The 18,103-nt window shown below is 41.1% G+C and carries 15 protein-coding genes and 2 pseudogenes; 4 read left to right on the forward strand and 13 right to left on the reverse strand.

Going from position 1 to position 18,103, the window contains the following annotated elements:
- Positions 1-8 precede the first annotated feature (8 nt).
- Complete coding sequence (locus CCC17_RS04610; protein ID WP_129975199.1) at positions 9-1,769, forward strand: diguanylate cyclase domain-containing protein; 1,761 nt, start codon at positions 9-11, stop codon at positions 1,767-1,769.
- A 60-nt stretch (positions 1,770-1,829) separates the two neighbouring features.
- On the opposite strand, the gene CCC17_RS04615 is transcribed toward CCC17_RS04610, so the two are convergent.
- Together CCC17_RS04615 and CCC17_RS04620 are read right to left on the reverse strand one after the other, a co-directional pair.
- Positions 1,830-2,300, reverse strand: coding sequence for a GNAT family N-acetyltransferase (locus CCC17_RS04615; protein ID WP_022427007.1), 471 nt, complete (start codon positions 2,298-2,300; stop codon positions 1,830-1,832).
- A gap of 157 nt (positions 2,301-2,457) precedes the next feature.
- Positions 2,458-3,150: a Crp/Fnr family transcriptional regulator gene (locus CCC17_RS04620; RefSeq protein WP_022427006.1), complete on the reverse strand. Its 693-nt coding sequence runs from the start codon at positions 3,148-3,150 to the stop codon at positions 2,458-2,460.
- A gap of 149 nt (positions 3,151-3,299) precedes the next feature.
- On the opposite strand from CCC17_RS04620, the gene hcp reads away from it, so the two are divergent.
- Positions 3,300-4,874 (forward strand): hydroxylamine reductase, encoded by a 1,575-nt coding sequence (hcp, locus tag CCC17_RS04625; RefSeq protein WP_287082597.1) that lies wholly within the window; start codon positions 3,300-3,302, stop codon positions 4,872-4,874.
- Positions 4,875-4,943: 69 nt separating this feature from the next.
- Here hcp and CCC17_RS04630 read toward each other — a convergent pair whose 3' ends face one another.
- Positions 4,944-5,831: an AraC family transcriptional regulator gene (locus CCC17_RS04630; RefSeq protein WP_242872583.1), complete on the reverse strand. Its 888-nt coding sequence runs from the start codon at positions 5,829-5,831 to the stop codon at positions 4,944-4,946.
- Between the two features lie 150 nt (positions 5,832-5,981).
- Between CCC17_RS04630 and CCC17_RS04635 the strand changes: the two genes are divergently transcribed.
- Positions 5,982-6,134, forward strand: a complete 153-nt coding sequence (locus tag CCC17_RS04635) for a hypothetical protein (RefSeq protein WP_015526448.1) — start codon at positions 5,982-5,984, stop codon at positions 6,132-6,134.
- Between the two features lie 3 nt (positions 6,135-6,137).
- A complete protein-coding gene (locus tag CCC17_RS04640) occupies positions 6,138-7,334 on the forward strand; it encodes an MFS transporter (RefSeq protein ID WP_287082599.1) in 1,197 nt (398 codons plus the stop codon).
- A gap of 233 nt (positions 7,335-7,567) precedes the next feature.
- Here CCC17_RS04640 and CCC17_RS04645 read toward each other — a convergent pair whose 3' ends face one another.
- From CCC17_RS04645 to CCC17_RS15000, 10 genes and pseudogenes are all read right to left on the reverse strand, one after another.
- The gene (locus CCC17_RS04645; RefSeq protein WP_173741643.1) at positions 7,568-8,923 is read right to left on the reverse strand and encodes an MATE family efflux transporter; all 1,356 of its coding nucleotides are present in this window, start codon (positions 8,921-8,923) and stop codon (positions 7,568-7,570) included.
- A 242-nt stretch (positions 8,924-9,165) separates the two neighbouring features.
- Entirely contained in the window at positions 9,166-10,263 is a 1,098-nt protein-coding gene (locus tag CCC17_RS04650; RefSeq protein WP_287082601.1) for an RNA-guided endonuclease TnpB family protein, read from the reverse strand.
- Positions 10,226-10,360, reverse strand: a pseudogene (locus tag CCC17_RS15175) (hypothetical protein); the annotation flags it as partial. The pseudogene CCC17_RS15175 and the gene CCC17_RS04650, both read right to left, overlap by 38 nt.
- A 265-nt stretch (positions 10,361-10,625) precedes the next feature.
- Positions 10,626-13,256: an SF1B family DNA helicase RecD2 gene (gene recD2, locus CCC17_RS04655; protein WP_287082602.1), complete on the reverse strand. Its 2,631-nt coding sequence runs from the start codon at positions 13,254-13,256 to the stop codon at positions 10,626-10,628.
- A gap of 121 nt (positions 13,257-13,377) precedes the next feature.
- Entirely contained in the window at positions 13,378-14,070 is a 693-nt protein-coding gene (locus CCC17_RS04660; protein ID WP_186582588.1) for an MBL fold metallo-hydrolase, read from the reverse strand.
- 258 nt (positions 14,071-14,328) lie between these two features.
- Positions 14,329-14,997 (reverse strand): deoxyribose-phosphate aldolase, encoded by a 669-nt coding sequence (deoC, locus tag CCC17_RS04665; protein WP_015526453.1) that lies wholly within the window; start codon positions 14,995-14,997, stop codon positions 14,329-14,331.
- Between the two features lie 12 nt (positions 14,998-15,009).
- Positions 15,010-16,200: a phosphopentomutase gene (locus CCC17_RS04670; protein ID WP_287082604.1), complete on the reverse strand. Its 1,191-nt coding sequence runs from the start codon at positions 16,198-16,200 to the stop codon at positions 15,010-15,012.
- Between the two features lie 37 nt (positions 16,201-16,237).
- On the reverse strand, positions 16,238-17,050 hold the full coding sequence (locus tag CCC17_RS04675; RefSeq protein WP_022427082.1) for a purine-nucleoside phosphorylase: 813 nt from the start codon (positions 17,048-17,050) through the stop codon (positions 16,238-16,240).
- Positions 17,051-17,210: 160 nt separating this feature from the next.
- A complete protein-coding gene (locus tag CCC17_RS04680) occupies positions 17,211-17,636 on the reverse strand; it encodes a GNAT family N-acetyltransferase (RefSeq protein ID WP_287082606.1) in 426 nt (141 codons plus the stop codon).
- Positions 17,637-17,868: 232 nt separating this feature from the next.
- Positions 17,869-17,979 (reverse strand): annotated as a pseudogene (locus tag CCC17_RS15000) (8-oxo-dGTP diphosphatase MutT); the annotation flags it as partial.
- Between the last annotated feature and the right edge of the window lie 124 nt (positions 17,980-18,103).

Raw genomic sequence — 18,103 nt, forward strand, 5'->3', positions numbered from 1 at the left:
TGAACCAGGTGAAGAAAAAAACAATTGTACCTCTTATCGTTTTTTTACTGGGCATATGCCTTGTTGGTTTAATTGTATACAAAATAGACTCACATGAAACTGAACAACAACACATAAAAGCACAATTAAATGCAACAACCTACGGCGAACGTATAAAAAATGAGATTACAAATGGAATTGCGATCACAGATACGCTAAAGCAGGTCCTGATCAGTGAAAACGGAAAGATCAGTCAGTTTGACACAATTGCGGAAAATATTATGTCTGACGTTATTGAAAGCATACAGCTTGCTCCAGATGGTAATGTAACAGATATTTATCCTTCTGAGGGAACGGAAGCGAGTAAGATCGATCTGCTCCAGGATAAAGATTGCAGCAAAATTTCCTGTTACGCAAGAGACAATCACGTGATCATTACACAAGGTCCTTTCGATTTAAAACGGGGCGGCTGTGGAATTGCTGTCCGCAATCCAGTCTACCTGAAAGATGAAAACAACCAGGAATATTTCTGGGGATTTACCATTGTTATCCTGCGTGTTCCTGACATTTTTTCAGATGCGATCAGTGCACTTTCGGATTTCGGATATGAATACAGACTCTCAAAAACCGACGCTCCCTGGAGCGATACTTATAAAGTTGTTTATCAGTCAGACGACCAATTAACTCATACTGTTTCTTATGGTTTTACGATAGGGGAAGAGAACTGGAAATTAGAAGTAGCTCCTGAAAGCGGATGGAGAGACCTTAGATTACTGATAATCGTCGGCGGAATGTTTACTACTGTCGTTTTACTTTTCTCAGGTCTTACCCGGGTATGGTTAGTATCGAAAGAAAATAAAAACAAATTTCAAATACTGGCACACACAGATTCTCTCACCGATATTTACAACCGCTATGGATTTGATGAATTAGCCGAAAGGATGATCACTAAAAATCCAAAAACGCATTTTGTGGCCGCACTCCTTGATATTGATGACTTTAAGTTTATTAATGATATTTACGGACATGTCTATGGAGACAGGGCACTAAAGAGTCTTACAGATAGCATGAAGGCTTTTTTCCCAAAAAACACATTACTGGGAAGAAACGGTGGCGATGAGTTCTGCATTCTTCTGCCGGATCATACCTATAAAGAAGCGGGAGAACTGCTGCTGCAATTTACCAAGCTTCCAAAGACATTTTCATGCAAGGGAAAAGAATATCCGTTTTTTATTTCTCTCGGATATGCAGAATATCCAACCTTTGCATCCAGCCGTTCACAGCTTATGCGCTGTGCAGATGCAGCACTTTATGAAATAAAGCTTCACGGAAAAAACGGATGTATGGCTTACAGGGAGGGGCTCCGGTCAGGAGTCCGCAAACAGCTCGGATTTGCATTCAAGGATATCTCTGAACACCTTCCGGGTGCATTTATCATATACAGAGCGGACAAAGATGATGATGAACTCCTGTATGCAAACCATGAGTTCCTTCAAATGACCGGATATAAAAATATAGATGAACTCTTCAGCCTTACAAGGAAAAGCTTCCACAACCTGATCAGGGAAGATGAACAACAGCAGATAGAAACAAGCATCTGGAAACAGATCGATGCCGGCAATAACAATGACTATATCCACTTTCATCTTCGAAAAGCAGACGGCACTTACCTTTCTGTTCTTGATCACGGAAGGATTGTAGACAGCCAGCAATACGGAAGAGTATTTTATGTATTGTTTATGGACTGGGAAGCTATGCATGTTCATTACAGTGATAAATTTTCCGGCTAAGGTACAGACATCTCAGTCTGTATCTTAGCCGGCTGTTTTTTTCCTGAACAATTCAACATCTTATAATATGTATTCCATCTGCCTTTCTTTTGTCCGCATTCCCATTTTTTCATAAAATTTTTCTGCTGAAGTATTTCCTGCCCACACATTCAATGTCACTTCATAGCATCCCAGCTGCTTTGCTTCTTTTTTTACATATTCAAACAGGCTTTCCCCAATATGCTGTCCTCGTGTCTCCTGATCGACACACAGGTCATCTATAAAAAGAGATTTAAACGGTACCATATTGTTTGAAAAAGGCTGCTCCTTTAATTGACAAAATGCATACCCCACACAAACATCAGCCTCATCCGCTGCAACATATACTGGCTTTTCTTCATTTTTCAAAAGCTCTGTCAATTCGTCTGTCGTATATTTTGTTGTGCCCGGAATAAAAATATCAGGCCTTATATCTGCATGGATCTGCAGCACCTGTCCTAACAATTCCAGGATCCTCGGAATATCTTTTTCTTCTGCTTTTCTGATGAACATTTTTTTCCTCCTGTTTTTCAATAACTGATTTCATAGATTCTTTATACATACACCATAATACCATCGTGTGAACGCTTATAACAATAAAATCTCTTTAAGCAGTCTCACTTTCCTTTTGCATTATAATGAAAAAGTTTATCGTTTTCCGTGATGTATATCACATTTTTATTCCTGAATCCGTATCATTACAGACAGTCAGCTCAAAATGGTTTCTGTTTGTTTTTATAAGCCCTTCTTTTTGCAGCTTTGATATCTCCGAAGACATTGCCGCACGGTCAATGCAAAGATAATCTGCCAGCTGCTGCCGGTCAAAAGGAATATCAAAGGATAACGATGCCTGTCTGATAGATACCGACGACAGATAGGACAACAGCTTATCCCTTGTCGTTCGCTTGCCCACATGTGTGATCTTATCGTTGAGGATCAGGATCTTATTTGCCAGGACACCGACCAGGTTACGGATCAGCTTCTGATGATGCTCACATACTATTGGGCAGGAAACCAGAAGCCTTTGAACATTTAATAAAATAATCTCACAATCTTCGTCTGCTACCACACTGACATTCAGAACAGCTCCCGGACTTGCTGCATATGGTTCACCAAAAAAATCTCCTGCATGACATTTTGACAGAATATTCCGATGTCCCCACAGGTCTTCCTGAATAACAAGAACACAGCCTGCCACCACAAGTCCCATTACTTCGGTAGAGTCTCCGGCTCTGAAAATATAAGAATCCCGTTTTCTAGAGATCGTTGCTGCATTTACACAATGCAGTATGGATAATATCTCATTATCAGTAAGACCTTTAAAGAAAGGGCTCGTTCTTAGAATGGGTAAATATTTTTTCAAAATTAATCCTCCTGTTGGAAATCAAACATACACGTTGTAATTATTATACTATACTCCTAACAGAAACCAAGGATAAATACTACTGGCCGAGGATAAAATAATAAGAAAGATCCTTCGGAAAAATCACAGAATAAAAGGAGAATACAATAATGGATAAAAAAATGTTTTGTTTTCAGTGTGAACAGACAGTCGGATGTACCGGCTGTACAGGAAATGCCGGTGTCTGCGGAAAAAAAGCAGATACAGCGAAATTACAGGATGAGCTGACAGGTGCATTGATCAGTCTGGCTAAAGCTGCCGACGGCACGGAAACTATTTCAAAAAGAACCGGACAGATCATAATCGAAGGACTGTTTACTACAGTTACAAATGTAAGTTTTGACAATGCCGCAATCGAAAATATGATACAAAAAGTCAGAGCTGAAAAAGAAAGACTGGTTCCTAACTGCAGAACAGAGGAATATGATCTTCAGCAGCTGTGGAATGCCAATGAAGATATCCGCTCCTTGAAATCTCTTATTCTCTTTGGTATCCGCGGAATGGCTGCCTATGCCTACCATGCAAATGTTCTGAATTATGAAGATGCCGAAGTGAATCGGTTCTTCTGCGAGGCATTATCTAAGATCGGTTATGAAGAAAGCACAGAAGCACTGCTTTCTACAGTACTCAAAACAGGAGAGATCAATCTGAAGTGCATGGCACTTCTTGATAAGGCAAATACAGAAACCTATGGAACACCAGAGCCAACTGATGTTACACTTACGGTAGAAAAAGGGCCTTTTATTGTCGTGACCGGACATGATCTGAAAGATCTGCAGCTTTTACTTGAACAGACTGAGGGAAAAGGAATCAATATCTATACACATGGTGAAATGCTCCCTGCCCATGCCTATCCATTCTTAAAGAAATACTCTCACCTGAAAGGCAATTTCGGAACTGCATGGCAGAATCAGCAGAAAGAATTTGACCATCTTCCGGCCCCTATCCTCTACACTACCAACTGTCTGATGCCTCCAAAAAGCAGCTACGCTGACAGAGTATTTACAACAGAAGTGGTTGCCTTCCCGGGAGCTGTCCATATTGACGAGAAGAAAGATTTCACACCGCTTATTGAAAAAGCACTGGAGCTGGGTGGTTACAAAGAAGATCGGACGTTCTCCGGTATCAACGGCGGTAAAAAAGTGACAACCGGTTTTGGTCATGCAGCCATCCTGTCCCATGCAGGTACTGTAGTAAATGCCGTAAAATCAGGTGCGATCCGCCATTTCTTCTTGGTTGCCGGCTGTGATGGTGCCAAGCCAGGTCGAAACTATTATACGGAATTTGTAAAGCAGACACCTTCTGACAGTATCGTTCTCACCCTGGCATGTGGAAAATTCCGTTTCAATGATCTCGATCTGGGAGAGATCGGTGGTCTTCCACGACTGATGGATATGGGTCAGTGTAATGATGCTTATGGTGCGATCCAGGTTGCTGTGGCACTTGCAGATGCATTTGGATGTTCTGTAAATGAGCTTCCGCTTTCCTTCGTACTCTCCTGGTATGAACAGAAAGCAGTCTGTATCCTGTTAACCCTCCTGCATCTGGGTATCAAAAATATCCGTCTTGGTCCTTCTCTTCCGGCGTTCCTTTCTCCTAATATTCTGAACTTTCTGGTTGAAAATTATGGTATTGCACCTATCACCACACCGGAAGAAGATATCAAAGCACTGATGAACCAGTAAAATAAATTTTTCAAAGCCTTTACAAAATCAACAAAGCCGATACAGGATTCCAAAAGTCCTGCATCGGCTTTATTTACAGGTCTGAAGACTCGGATCAGCCGCCAACACTTTTAAACATGTGCAGCGATATTCTGATGGAGTTAAATGATAACGTTTTTTAAACAATCTGCAAAAATAATCAACGTTATGAAATCCGCTTTCATAAGCGATCGTTTTTACTTTTTTATTCGTATTTTTCAATAACCAGGAAGCTGCCTGAAGTCGATATCCTATCAGATAATTAACCGGTGTAGTATGTAAAAAACGGTGGAACAAATTAAGTGCAGTACTTTTGCTGATTCCTATATACGAAGCAATTTCATCCAGAGACAAATTGCGATTATAGTTTTCATGTATATATTGCATGATCAACTGCACTCTTTTCTGTGCAACTTCATCCACTGTCTGTACATCTCCTTTATCAGATAACTTTACATTTTCATAAAAAGTCAGCCATAAATCCTGCAGCAATGCCAAAGTAGCAAGTTCTCTTATTTTCTCATTCCTCTGTATTTCCATTATTTTTATCATAGTTTGTATGATCTTTGTTTGCCATAGTTCATCAGGCTGAAAACGCTGGAAATATATATTCGATGAAATGATTGGCAAGATATATTTCTTATAGATCAGGCTGTTCTCCGGCGCAATAAATTCCGGCATACATACAAAGTTAGGAATGATACCACCTGATGATGCGTAAAAGCGGTGCAATATTTTAGAATTAATAAAAATTGCTTCTCCTTCTGACAATATAATCTGTTTTTCTCCTATTCCGCATGTAACTTGTCCGGACTCGACATATAAAAACTCAAATTCTCTGTGCCAGTGCCACTCAATACAATGAAAATCAAACAATTCCAGATTATCATAATAATACTGGAATGGATAATCACTGCTTCCATGCTGTTTAATTTCCATGAACTCCTCGTCTGTAAGTATTTTATTATAATCCATCCCATATCACGTTCTTTCTTTTTTACGATATTATACAGTATTTCTACAATTTAATTCAATGTATATATCTGATATTTGCTATATAATCAAGTAAAAAAGAAAAGAGGTATTCTTATGATTTTTAAATGGATGAATGAAAGTGAGATCAACATTGAGGGCGACAAAATTGAAATAACCGCACCACCCAGAACAGACTTTTTTGTGGAAGTATTGATGAATGTGAAGATTGAACATAAAACTGTTAAAAACATTCGGAGAGGAAAATAAAAAATGAATGCTGTAAAAAAAACTAACTACCATAAGACAAAAATAGCCTGTTATATGGGATTTATCACACAGGCTATTGCGGCAAACTTCGCACCGCTTCTTTTTTTGAAATTTCACAGTGACTACCATATTTCTCTCGGTAACATTGCTCTGATATCCACTTTCTTCTTTTTCACACAGCTTCTGGTTGATCTGTTCTGTGCCAAATTCGTAGATCATATCGGATATCGTGTGTGCATTGTTGCATCAGAAATATTTGCTGCATTGGGTCTGCTTGGACTGGCATTTTTACCTGATTTTTTACCTGATCCTTTTATTGGAATTATATGTAGTGTTATTGTTTATGCCATCGGAAGCGGTTTAATAGAAGTACTTTGCAGTCCTATTATCGAGGCCTGTCCGTTTGAAAACAAAGAAGCAACTATGAGTCTGCTCCATTCGTTTTACTGTTGGGGAGCTGTTGGGACAATTTTGATTTCCAGCTTATTTTTCCTGATATTTGGAATAGACAGTTGGAAGTGGCTCGCCGTAATATGGGCAATCATTCCTGCAATTAATACTTATAACTTCATGACCTGTCCCATTGAATCTCTGGTTGACAATGGTTCTGGAATGGGAATTAAGGATCTGTTTTCCAAGCCATTTTTCTGGGTTGCAATATGTCTGATGATCTGTTCCGGAGCTTCTGAACTTGCAATGGCTCAATGGGCATCTGCTTATGCAGAATCAGCACTGGGATTATCAAAAGCTCTGGGAGATCTAACAGGTCCATGTATGTTTGCAGTAACAATGGGAATCAGCCGTATAATTTTTGGTAAATATGGAGAGCAGTTAGATTTAATGAAGTTTATGAGTGGTTCAGGCATATTATGCGTTGTCTGTTATCTGCTTACTGCTTTGTCATCCACCCCGATCATCGGACTGATCGGTTGTATTGCATGTGGATTTTCAGTTGGAATCATGTGGCCTGGAACCATCAGTATTTCCTCAAAAACTTTTCCAACAGGTGGAACGGCTATGTTCTCTCTTCTTGCCATGGCAGGAGATTTAGGTGGCAGCATTGGACCTGGAATTGTTGGTCGTATCACTCAGAATGCTGGAAATAATATTAAGATCGGCATGGGATTCGGACTTATTTTTCCAGTAATTCTATTGTTTATGTTATTCCTGCTGTATCGGAAGAAGATATCAAAGCACTGACTTATTGATTGTAATTATATTTTTTTACTCTGCAAACCCGGAAGCTGTATCATCACTTTGTTGCCAGATACTATAGACCTGATACAGCATTGAGCGGAACCTGAAGATTTCTGGTAAAATTGTCATGATTTCCGCATGCCAGCATCTTCATCTGTACCCGCATTGCAAAACTCAGATTTAATATCATCATGATCGCAGTACGTGCCACACGTTCTGTGCTGTATGCCAGGATATTACAAACTGTAATCCCCTTCTTCCGTGCTGCTATCAGTCGGCCATGATCTCCTGAGAGCCATATAGGATATTAAAAAATTTGCAAACCAACCGGCTGGTACAGCAAGCCAGACAAATACAATGCCAAAACGCGGTGCACAGATCAAAGCAACAGACAGGCGGATCGCCAGGTTCACCATATTTGCAATGAGGAATGGGCGCATGATCCCAAGACCACGAAGAACCCCATCGGTTGCCATTTTGATTCCCATAAAGATGAAGAAGTAACCAAGCCATCTCATATAGCCCTCGGATACCTGATAGGCCAGGGCAGTTCCATCTTTACCAAGGAATAGCGAGGAAATCTGCGTGTGCAGTGTTTCAATGACTATAAAAGCAAGAACTGCAAAACATAGATCTAACACCAGTGCAGCATAATATCCTTTTTTGATCCGTTCAATTTTCTTTGCACCAAGATTCTGGGAAACATATGGGGAAACCGCATTGCCAATAGAAACAAAAATCAATGAAAAAACATTCTCTACCCGCATCGTCGCCGCATACCCCGCAAGTGCCTGTGTACCGAAGGGATTTACAACTGCCTGTACGATCATCATACCGATGGACACTGTAGACTGCTGAAGAACCGAAGGTACAGCAATTTGAAGCATGGAATGTAACTCCTGCCTGTCAAACCAGTCAAAGCGACTTTTATATCGACGCATCCGGCTAAGGAAAAGCAAAAGTGAAAACACCGCAGAAATTCCCTGTGCTATAAGAGTCGCAAGGGCTGCACCAAACACACCGAGACCAAGTCCGGCCACCATCCAGAGATCCATAAAAATATTTAAGATTGACGAAAATATCAGGAGCCCCAGCGGGATTTTTGATTCGCCTATGGAAGTAAACATATTGGAAAGAATGTTATACATAAACAGAAACGGAAATCCCACGAAATAGACCCGCAGATATAACACTGCATCATCCAGTATATCGCCAGGGGTTTGTAACACACTCATCATCCAGTGGGAAAAGCAAAATCCAAAAACCCCAAGGACTATACTTAGAATTAAAAAGCTAAACAAGGATGTTGACACGATGGTCTTCATTTTTCCATACTCCCTGGCACCGAAATAGCGGCTCACCAGCACACCGGCACCGACACCTGCCCCCAGTGCCACACAAATGAAAACATTAGTCAGCGCTGCACAGGCCCCGACAGCTGCAAGTGCGGAGGAACCAACAAATTGGCCGACGATGATAGAGTCAGCCATATTGTATATTTGCTGAAAAAAGCTGCCCAAAATCATTGGCATTGCAAAAACCGTCAGCGCTTTAAGAGGCGCATCTGTGATCAAATACTCATCTTTTGACATTATCATATTCCTCCACAGGTTTCATAATTTCACTTATTGCTACACTGCCCGGCGTTATCAGCTGCAGCTGCAATACGATCTTATCACGTAGTGACATGCTCCCACCACTTAAATCTTACGATTTTGAAGTGGGGGCTTCCTGCTCGATTACCCTTTAGGGCAAAGCTAAAACAGGCTATCCCCGCGTGTCCCGCGGTTTTGTTTTTTATGTTTATCCGGTTACGGATTTTTTTCTTGTGCCGTCAGGCACATTCTTTATAGATTCTTTTTCCTTCTTCACGGATGTTGACTGCTGCATTCATATCCCGGTCCATCCTATTTCCACATTCACAAACATACATTCTGTCCGACAATGCCAGTTCCTTTTTCTTATGTCCGCATACACTGCAGATCTTGCTGGATGCAAAATAACGGTCTACTTTTATAAGATGTTTTCCGCATTCTTCCAGCTTGTATCCCAGCATGAACAGAAACTGCCCGTACCCGTTATCCTGCACACCTTTCCCAAGGTGCAGCCCTCCGGACATTCCCTTCAGATTCAGATCTTCCACACATACTGCATCATATCTTTCCGCAAGCTCCCTGCTGAGCTTATGCTGGAAATCTTTTCTCTGGTTCTTTATCTTTTCATGACATAAAGCTACCCTTTTTTTCTGTTTCTGATAGTTCCGGCTTTCTTTTTCACAGTGGGAGAGCTTTCTCTGTTCTCTTGCAAGTTTTTTCTCTGCTTTTCTGTAAAACATAGGGTACCCGGCTCTTTCTCCTGTAGAAAATACACACATTCCCTGCATGGCAAAATCGATCCCAAGAAATCTCTCTGCCGGTCTTTTTTCCACTGTTTGGTTCTCACAGCAGAACAAAAGGCTGGCAAAATATTTCCCGGATGGCTCACGGCTCACAGTTACAGACTTCAGTTTCCAGTCTGATGGAATCTGACAGTGAAGTTTTATCTTTATGACGGACATCTTTGGAAGCTTCAGATGGGTATCCTGCAAAAGGATATTTCCGTTTAGTGCATTGGTCGTATATGAATTTCTTGCATGCTTCTTTGATTTATAACGTGGAAATCCGCAGGCTGGTTCCCGAAAAAACTTCCGGAACGCACTTTCCAGATGCAGCTGCGCATTCGCCAGGGCAAGGGAATCCACCTCCTTCAGCCATGGATATTCCTTTTTATATCCGGCCGGTGTGTTCCGGAGCATCTTTTTTTCTTTCTGGTAATAGCTGATCTTATCTGCAAGCATCTGGTTATAGATAAAGCGGCTGCAGCCGATTGTTTGCTCTATCTGAACTCTCTGCTCTTTATTTGGATAAATCCTTATTTTTACGGCGCGGTTCATTCTTCTCACCCTGGCTTTCTATATACTGCCGTATCGTTTCAATCGTTGCTCCGCCTGCACTGAGCAGACAGAATATCTGACCCCAGAATGCATCTTTCATGGTCTAACTCCATTATATTTATCATCCTTTTTCTTATATCGACGGATATGTATTTATGAACTAATTGTTCTTTTTCAGTATACTACATCAGGGAAGGGAGAACAAGTGTTTCTTTTATACTATAGAGATTTTTTTGAGCAGATATGCTCAGATGTGCAATTCATCTCCCCACCTGAAGAGGTGGGAGAATTCTTGCTACATTTGTTAAAGATATTAAAGGGTTGCGGCTATAGAAATCAGCCCCCAAAGCCGAGACGTTCTCTCAATGAATTTCCCGACCGATCCATTCCATAATCACATTTACAATATATTCCTGCTCCGCTTCTGTCAATTCCCGTCCTTTCGGAATACGATGCCATTTTTCCAGACATCCCCTGCAACAGGTAGCTGTGGCATGCTGGGCTACAAAAACCGGATGCCCTCTCATCGGTGTCTGTTTTCCATCATTTGGTATTTCTGCCGGTGCAAGACGCTTTCTGATAAAATCACAGGCATGCTCACGTACTTTCTCCATTCCCCTTTCTGATACATAACTCCGATCATTTGCCTTCAGGGAAAAACTGCTTCTGAACTTTGACTGCGACAGGCGTTTCCAAAGATTTCCCTCATAAACTGCCGGTGTCGCACATACCATAGAAGGCTGGATGCTGCCCTTATAGACGATCATCTTCTTACTGTCACTTCCGTTCCCATTCACTGTCTCGTCTACTGCTTCTTTCAAAAGCTGTGCCTTCACTTCCTGTGCTTCTTTGCTGTTCGGCTGCAGACGTCTTGCCAGACATGTATTTCTGCCAGTTGTCGTTTCATTTTTTATCGCATAATACACAGCTTTCTTCTCTCCGACAAGTACCAGGATCTTTTTCGCCCTGGTCACACCTGTATAAAGGAGATTTCTCTGCAGCATGACAAAATGACTCATAGTAAATGGCATGACAACGATTGGATATTCGCTTCCCTGGGATTTGTGGATCGTCACTGCATAGGCAAGCGCCAGTTCGTCCAGCTCTGTCACATCATAAATTACTTCCCGTTCATCAAAGAGAACTGTCAGTTCCCGTTCTTCCACGTCAACTTTTGTGATAGTCCCAATATCTCCGTTAAATACTTCCTTATCGTAATCATTCCGGATCTGCATCACCTTATCCTTCAGCCGGTACTGTGTGCCGCCTCTCCGCAGAAAGATCTTTGACGGATTCATGGCTTCCTGCAGCACCTGGTTCAGATTTACTGCCCCACATTCGCCTCTCTGCATCGGAGTCAGCACCTGAATATCCTGCAGTGGATCTACATGATAGTATCTCGGCAGGTTCGTCTTACAATATTGGACGATAGTATCCACCACTTCCTGATTACTCTCTTTGGTGGCAAAGAAAAAGTCGGCATCTTTCCCACCTCTCATATCAATGCCTTCCCCTCTATTGATCCGGTGTGCATTTATGATGATCCGACTTCCCTGTGCCTGACGGAAAATCCGTGTCAGACGAACTACCGGAACACATCCGGAATCAATGATATCTCTGAGAACATTGCCCGCTCCGACACTTGGCAGCTGATCAATGTCGCCTACCAGAATCAGAGACATCTGCTGCGGCAATGCTTTTAAAAGATTATACATCAGCATAATATCGATCATGGAACATTCATCCAGTATCAGCACATCTCCTTCCAGCGGATGTTCTTCATTTTTCTGATAGCCTTCCGGAGGTTTATATTCCAATAACCGGTGAATCGTTTTTGCTTCCATTCCAGTTGCTTCTGACATTCTCTTTGCTGCTCTTCCAGTCGGTGCAGCAAGAATGATCTGACATCCAGCCTGCTTATATGCAGAAATAATTCCCAGAGTTGTTGTAGTCTTTCCGGTTCCAGGTCCACCGGTCAGCACCATGACCTTAGAAGAAACCGCTGTCTTTACCGCCTGCCACTGAATCTCGTCATAAGTAATTTCTGATGAAGCTGCTACTTTCTTCAATATTTCTTCCGTATCCTCAGATTTCTTCTTTCCACAGGACATCAACCGAAGCAGCCGCTTTGCACAGCCACTTTCTGAAAAATAATATGGGGGCAGATAGATTGCTTCCCGATCTTCTGCTTCATCTCTGATCACATCATTCGTGCGGATCATCTCATCCAAGGTGATCTCCAGCTCCGGTTCTTCCACTTCCAGAACTTCCTTTGCCCTTCCAGTCAGCTGTTCTCTTGTTGTATAACAATGACCTGCTTCTGCCAGCTTATTCAATGTATAAAAAATACCACTGCGCAGACGGACAAATTTACCTTTGTCAATCCCCATCTTCTGTGCAATGGAATCCGCTGTCTTAAATCCAATTCCCCAGATGTCATCTGCAAGCCGGTATGGGTTCTCCTTTACGATCGCAATGCTCTCACTTCCATACGTCTTGAAAATCTTTGTCGCATGAGAGGTGCTGACCTCATGACTCTGCAGAAAAAGCATGATATTCTTGATCTCTTTCTGCTCCTGCCAGCTTGTTTTGATCCGGTCTACACGTACTTTTCCTATACCTGATACTTTGAGCAGTTCATCTGGTGTCTCTTCAATAACATCCAGTGTATCCTTCCCGAATTTTTCCACAATTCTTTTTGCAAACTTTGGACCAACGCCCTTCACCAGACCGGAACCAAGATATTTTTCGATTCCATATACTGTAGCAGGATGTGTCTCCTCAAATTTCTCCACCAAAAACTGCCGCCCATATTTGGCATCCATCTTCCACATACCTTCCAGAGACAGCACAGAACCAACATGGGTATCCGGCATCGTGCCAACTACTGTGACAAGATCACTGTAATTCTTCACCGCACATTTCAGAACCGTGTAGCCATTGTCGGCATTCTGATATGTAATTCTTTCAACTACACAACGTAAGTGCTCCATGCCCGTCTCCTTCTCTCATAATTCATCACAAATGACCACAGAATAAAATGCTCTGATCCATAAAAGATCACCAACATACATCCGCTTTACGGCAGAATCTCAAGCCAGTAGCCATCTGGGTCTACGATGAAATTTCTTCTCCTTTTGTACATTCTGTGTTTCTAATGCGTGACTTATATTGCGGATATTCAGTAATAAACCGCTTAATTACATTGGCATCATTCCAGTAATGCATTGGAAAAATGACATTGCAATCTACATTTTTAAGGAAATACAGGATCCCGTCAGCATAGTGATCTCCCTGTCTCGGATCCAAGGGAACAAATGCAGCGTCAAAATGCATACCCTTGATTTTCCTGATCTCCGCGCGATATGCTGAAGTAAGTCTCTGGTTATCAGCTTTCGACCCACCATCCCAATACCAGTCGTTTAAATCACCGGCATGATAAATGGTACCTTCCTTTGTTTTGACAATAAATGCGACACCACTATCGTTAGATAGCAATGTATCAACTTTGGTTTCATTATCCAAACTATAAGCTTGATCATGATAAACATATGTGATCTTCATATCCGACAAATGATTCCTTTTTCGTATATCATTCGCCAGGATTGCCTGATAAGTCATTCCCATATCATCAAGGATCCCAAAAATTTGTGGGTTAAAATGATCCTTATGGAAGTGACTGCAAAAAACGATCACTTCTTTCTCCTTGTCAAGATTCGGTAATTCACCCTTGTAATAATCAAAAATATAGTAGCAGTCTCTGGTCTCAACCAAAAATCCACTGTGGTTAATGTAAGTAATTTTCATAATATCACCTGTATAAATTAACGCCGGTACCGGATAGCAAATCTTTCTTTGCCATGTTTATTTTTCCTTTTTCGAGCGTTTGTAAATTTCACAACAACAGCATTTCTAATACAGATTTTATCGTATTTTTTAGATTCCGTCCATCCTTTATCCACAGCTGGTAGAAAAATGTAAAATGATACTTTTACAAATTCTATTACTTGTTGTTAGTTCATAATTTATGTATAATCCTGTCTTTGACAGTCCTCTTTCACAGTGTTAATATCCTGCACCAGTGTCCGTATTTTTCAGGATCTTAATAAGACGGCTTGTTCCAAGACGCTCTGCGCCAAGACTGATAAATTTTTCTGCATCATCGAAAGATGAAATTCCACCTGCTGCCTTAACTTTTACATCTTTTCCAATGTATTTCTTCATCAGCTCTACATCTGCAAAAGTTGCTCCCGCTGTAGAAAATCCGGTAGAAGTTTTGATAAATTCTGCTCCTGCATTTGTAACGATCTCACACATTTTAATTTTCTCTTCTTCGGTAAGAAGACATGTCTCAATGATAACTTTGAGGATTCTTCCATCACAAGCTTCATGGATCGCACGAATCTCATTCTCTACTTCCTCATATCTTCCATCCTTTAAAAATCCGATGTTAATAACCATATCGATTTCTGAAGCACCATTTGCAATAGCGTCTTTTGTTTCAAATACCTTTACAGCAGTTGTATTATATCCGTTCGGAAAACCGATCACTGTACAAATCGGAAGTTTTCCCGCTACATATTCCGCTGCCTGTTTTACATAAGCAGCCGGAATACATGCAGATGCAGCCTCATATTTCATGGCATCATCCAGGATTCCTCGAATATCATCCCATGTTGCAGTCTGTCCAAGTAATGTGTGATCCACCTTTTTTAATATATCTTTTTTATCCATTTTACCTTCCTTTTACTTCAGTTCATCCAGAAGAGAACTTCCAATTGTTCCCTCCGGCATCTTAACTTCAAAATTATCTGCGATCGTTGCACCGATTACTGCAAAAGTATTCTGATCTTCCAGTTTTCCGTATCCCTCCATAGATGGAGAATAAGCAAAAAATGGTACTTTTTCTCTTGTGTGATCAGTTCCTGTATGTGTCGGATCATTTCCGTGGTCAGCTGTAATGATCAGAAGGTCATCCTCACGAAGCTCATCAAGAAGTTCACCAAGTTTTACATCAAATCTTTCAAGTTCCTCTGCATATCCCTTTACATTGCGTCGATGTCCCCAAAGAGCATCGAAATCTACAAGATTTACAAAACAAAGCCCCTCAAACTCTCTTTTCGCAATGTCAATTGTCTGCTCCATTCCATGAACAGAGCTTTTTGACTTATTGGACTCTGTCAGTCCCTCGCCGTCAAAAATATCAAAAATCTTTCCAACGGAGATCACATCATAACCTGCATCCTTCAATGCATTAAGCGCAGTTTTTCCGTAGGGCTTCAGTGCATAATCATGGCGGTTGCTGGTACGTTTGAACTCACCTTTTTTCTTGCCAAGGTAAGGTCTTGCAATAACACGTCCGACTTTCCACTCATCCCTCATGGTGATATCACGGGCGATCTCACAGCAGCGATACAGTTCATCCAGTCCGAAAGTCTCCTCGTTTCCACAGATCTGCAATACAGAATCAGCAGATGTGTAAACGATCATATGACCGGTAGCGATTTCTTCCTCAGCCAGTTCATCCAGGATCTCTGTTCCGCTGGAGCTCTTGTTTCCAATTACTTTATGTCCCGTTCTCTTCTCGAGCTCATCGATCAGCTCTTTTGGAAATCCGGTCTCTGTAAAAGTCTTAAACGGTTTTGTGATGTGAAGTCCCATCATTTCCCAGTGTCCTGTCATAGTATCTTTTCCGGTACTGGCTTCTTCTAAAAATGTATAATAGCCCATTGGTCGCTCTACTGCTGCAACCTGTTTCAACGGATGAAGATTTGCAATTCCAAGCTTCTGAAGGTTTGGAATCGTAAATTCATCTACATTCTGGGAAATATGTCCCATAGTATCTGTTCCTTCATCCCCGTACCGGGCTGCATCCGGCATTGCTCCTGCCCCAAAGGAGTCTATTACAATAGTAAATATTCTCTTATATTTCTTCATAATTTTTGTCTCCTTTCTGCTGTCTTACTTATGGATCTTACATATTTACAACAACTTTTGTTACTAATTCCTTGAAGGATTTCGCTACGCGGTCTGCTGTTTCCTGCACTTCTTTATGGTTAAGCTCTTTTTGGGAAATTCCTGCTGCCATATTTGTGATGCAGGAAATTCCACAGATTTCCATTCCCATGTGTCGGGCAGCCATAGCTTCGCATGCGGTGCTCATTCCAACTGCATCTCCACCCCATCTCTGTGCAAGTCTTACTTCTGCAGGAGTCTCATAATTTGGTCCTGTAAACTGTACATAAACACCTTCCTGAAGTTTGATGTCACATTCTTTTGCACATTTGCGGATCACATCCTGAAGACGACGGCTGTATACCTCACTCATATCCGGAAATCTGGTTCCCAGCTCATCCATGTTCGGTCCTATCAGAGGGCTTGGAACTCCCGTTGTAATGTGATCTGTGATCATCATGAAATCTCCCGGTTTATAGGAAGGATTAGCTCCTCCTGCTGCATTAGTGAGAAGGATTTTTTTCGCACCGAGCATTCCCATAAGACGCGTTGGAAGAACAACATCTGACATTGCGTATCCTTCATAATAATGAACACGTCCCTGCATGATTACAACCGGTGTTTTCTCCACATACCCAAACACAAAACGTCCCTTATGTCCTTTTACAGTAGAAACTGGAAATCCCTCGATGTCCGTATAGTCGATGGTCTGTTCAATCTGAATTCCATCTGCAAAATCTCCAAGTCCGGATCCAAGGATCAGTGCAACTTCTGGTTTGAAATCAATTTTCTTTCTTACGCTTTCCAGGCATGTCATTAATTTTTTATACATGATTACTTCTTCCTTTCTTTTGGGTGTTGTCATTATATTTATGCTTTTTTCATAAAGGCAATTCCTCTGCAATGGTCTTTCCAATGCCCTGCGCGCCTCCCGTCACAATCACTACCTTATTGTTAAACTCCATATAAAATCCTCCCCAAAAATCCGCTTTCTATTTCTGTTGCCACAACATTGTGTATTCTTTTTCACCAGTAGCATCATCGAATCCTTCACACTGAATATCGAACCCTTCTCTTTGGTAAAAAGAGATGGCTCTGGTATTCTTCTGGTATACGTTTAATCGCAATCTAACTTTTTTATTCTTGATATACTCTAATAAAAGTTTACCTATACCACATGACTGCATTTCATCAGAAACAAAAATACCTTCCATGTATTCGTTACTTAATCCGACAAACCCCTGAATCATTTTATCATCTTCATACACATAGACTTCCGCTTGTGACATCATTTCTTTCACTAATTCATAATTACTTGTCCAATATTGCTCAGGAATAAAATAATGCGCTTTTAAATTGGTCTTTAACCATATGTCAGCGACTCTATTAATATCTATGTTCTGCATCTTTCTGATCATAACAAATATTCTCCACCAACTTTGATTTCTCTGTAACAACCAATCAGCTATATCGTGAATCTCAACCAGAACCACAACCAAAATCTAATATCCTTGAACCTACCGGAAGCATTTTAGTGAACCGCTCCTGTACAACCGTAAAATCTACCAAACGAGTCCCCTGGACAAACATATCCGCATTTGATTATAATATTCTATTGTTTTGTCCAGGAAGTTTCTCCTCAATCTTAGCTTATTTCATGTACCTTCGGATTATATCTATCAAAGTGACGTCTGCCGGTAACCAGGCAACACTATTTAACTGATCCTTTGTAAGCCATTTTGCCGCCTCTGCTTCCTTTAATTCAATTCATTGATCACATTCGCATCCATTAATGTAGATCTCCCTCTCGTTTCGTGGTGAGCAAAACAAAATACTCTGCTTTATTATACCTTATGGGAGAGGGTTTGTCATTGAAATCTCCAGG

It is taken from the genome of Blautia sp. LMAG:36, assembly GCF_008680535.1.
Classification (GTDB): Bacteria; Bacillota; Clostridia; order Lachnospirales; family Lachnospiraceae; genus Blautia_A; species Blautia_A fusiformis.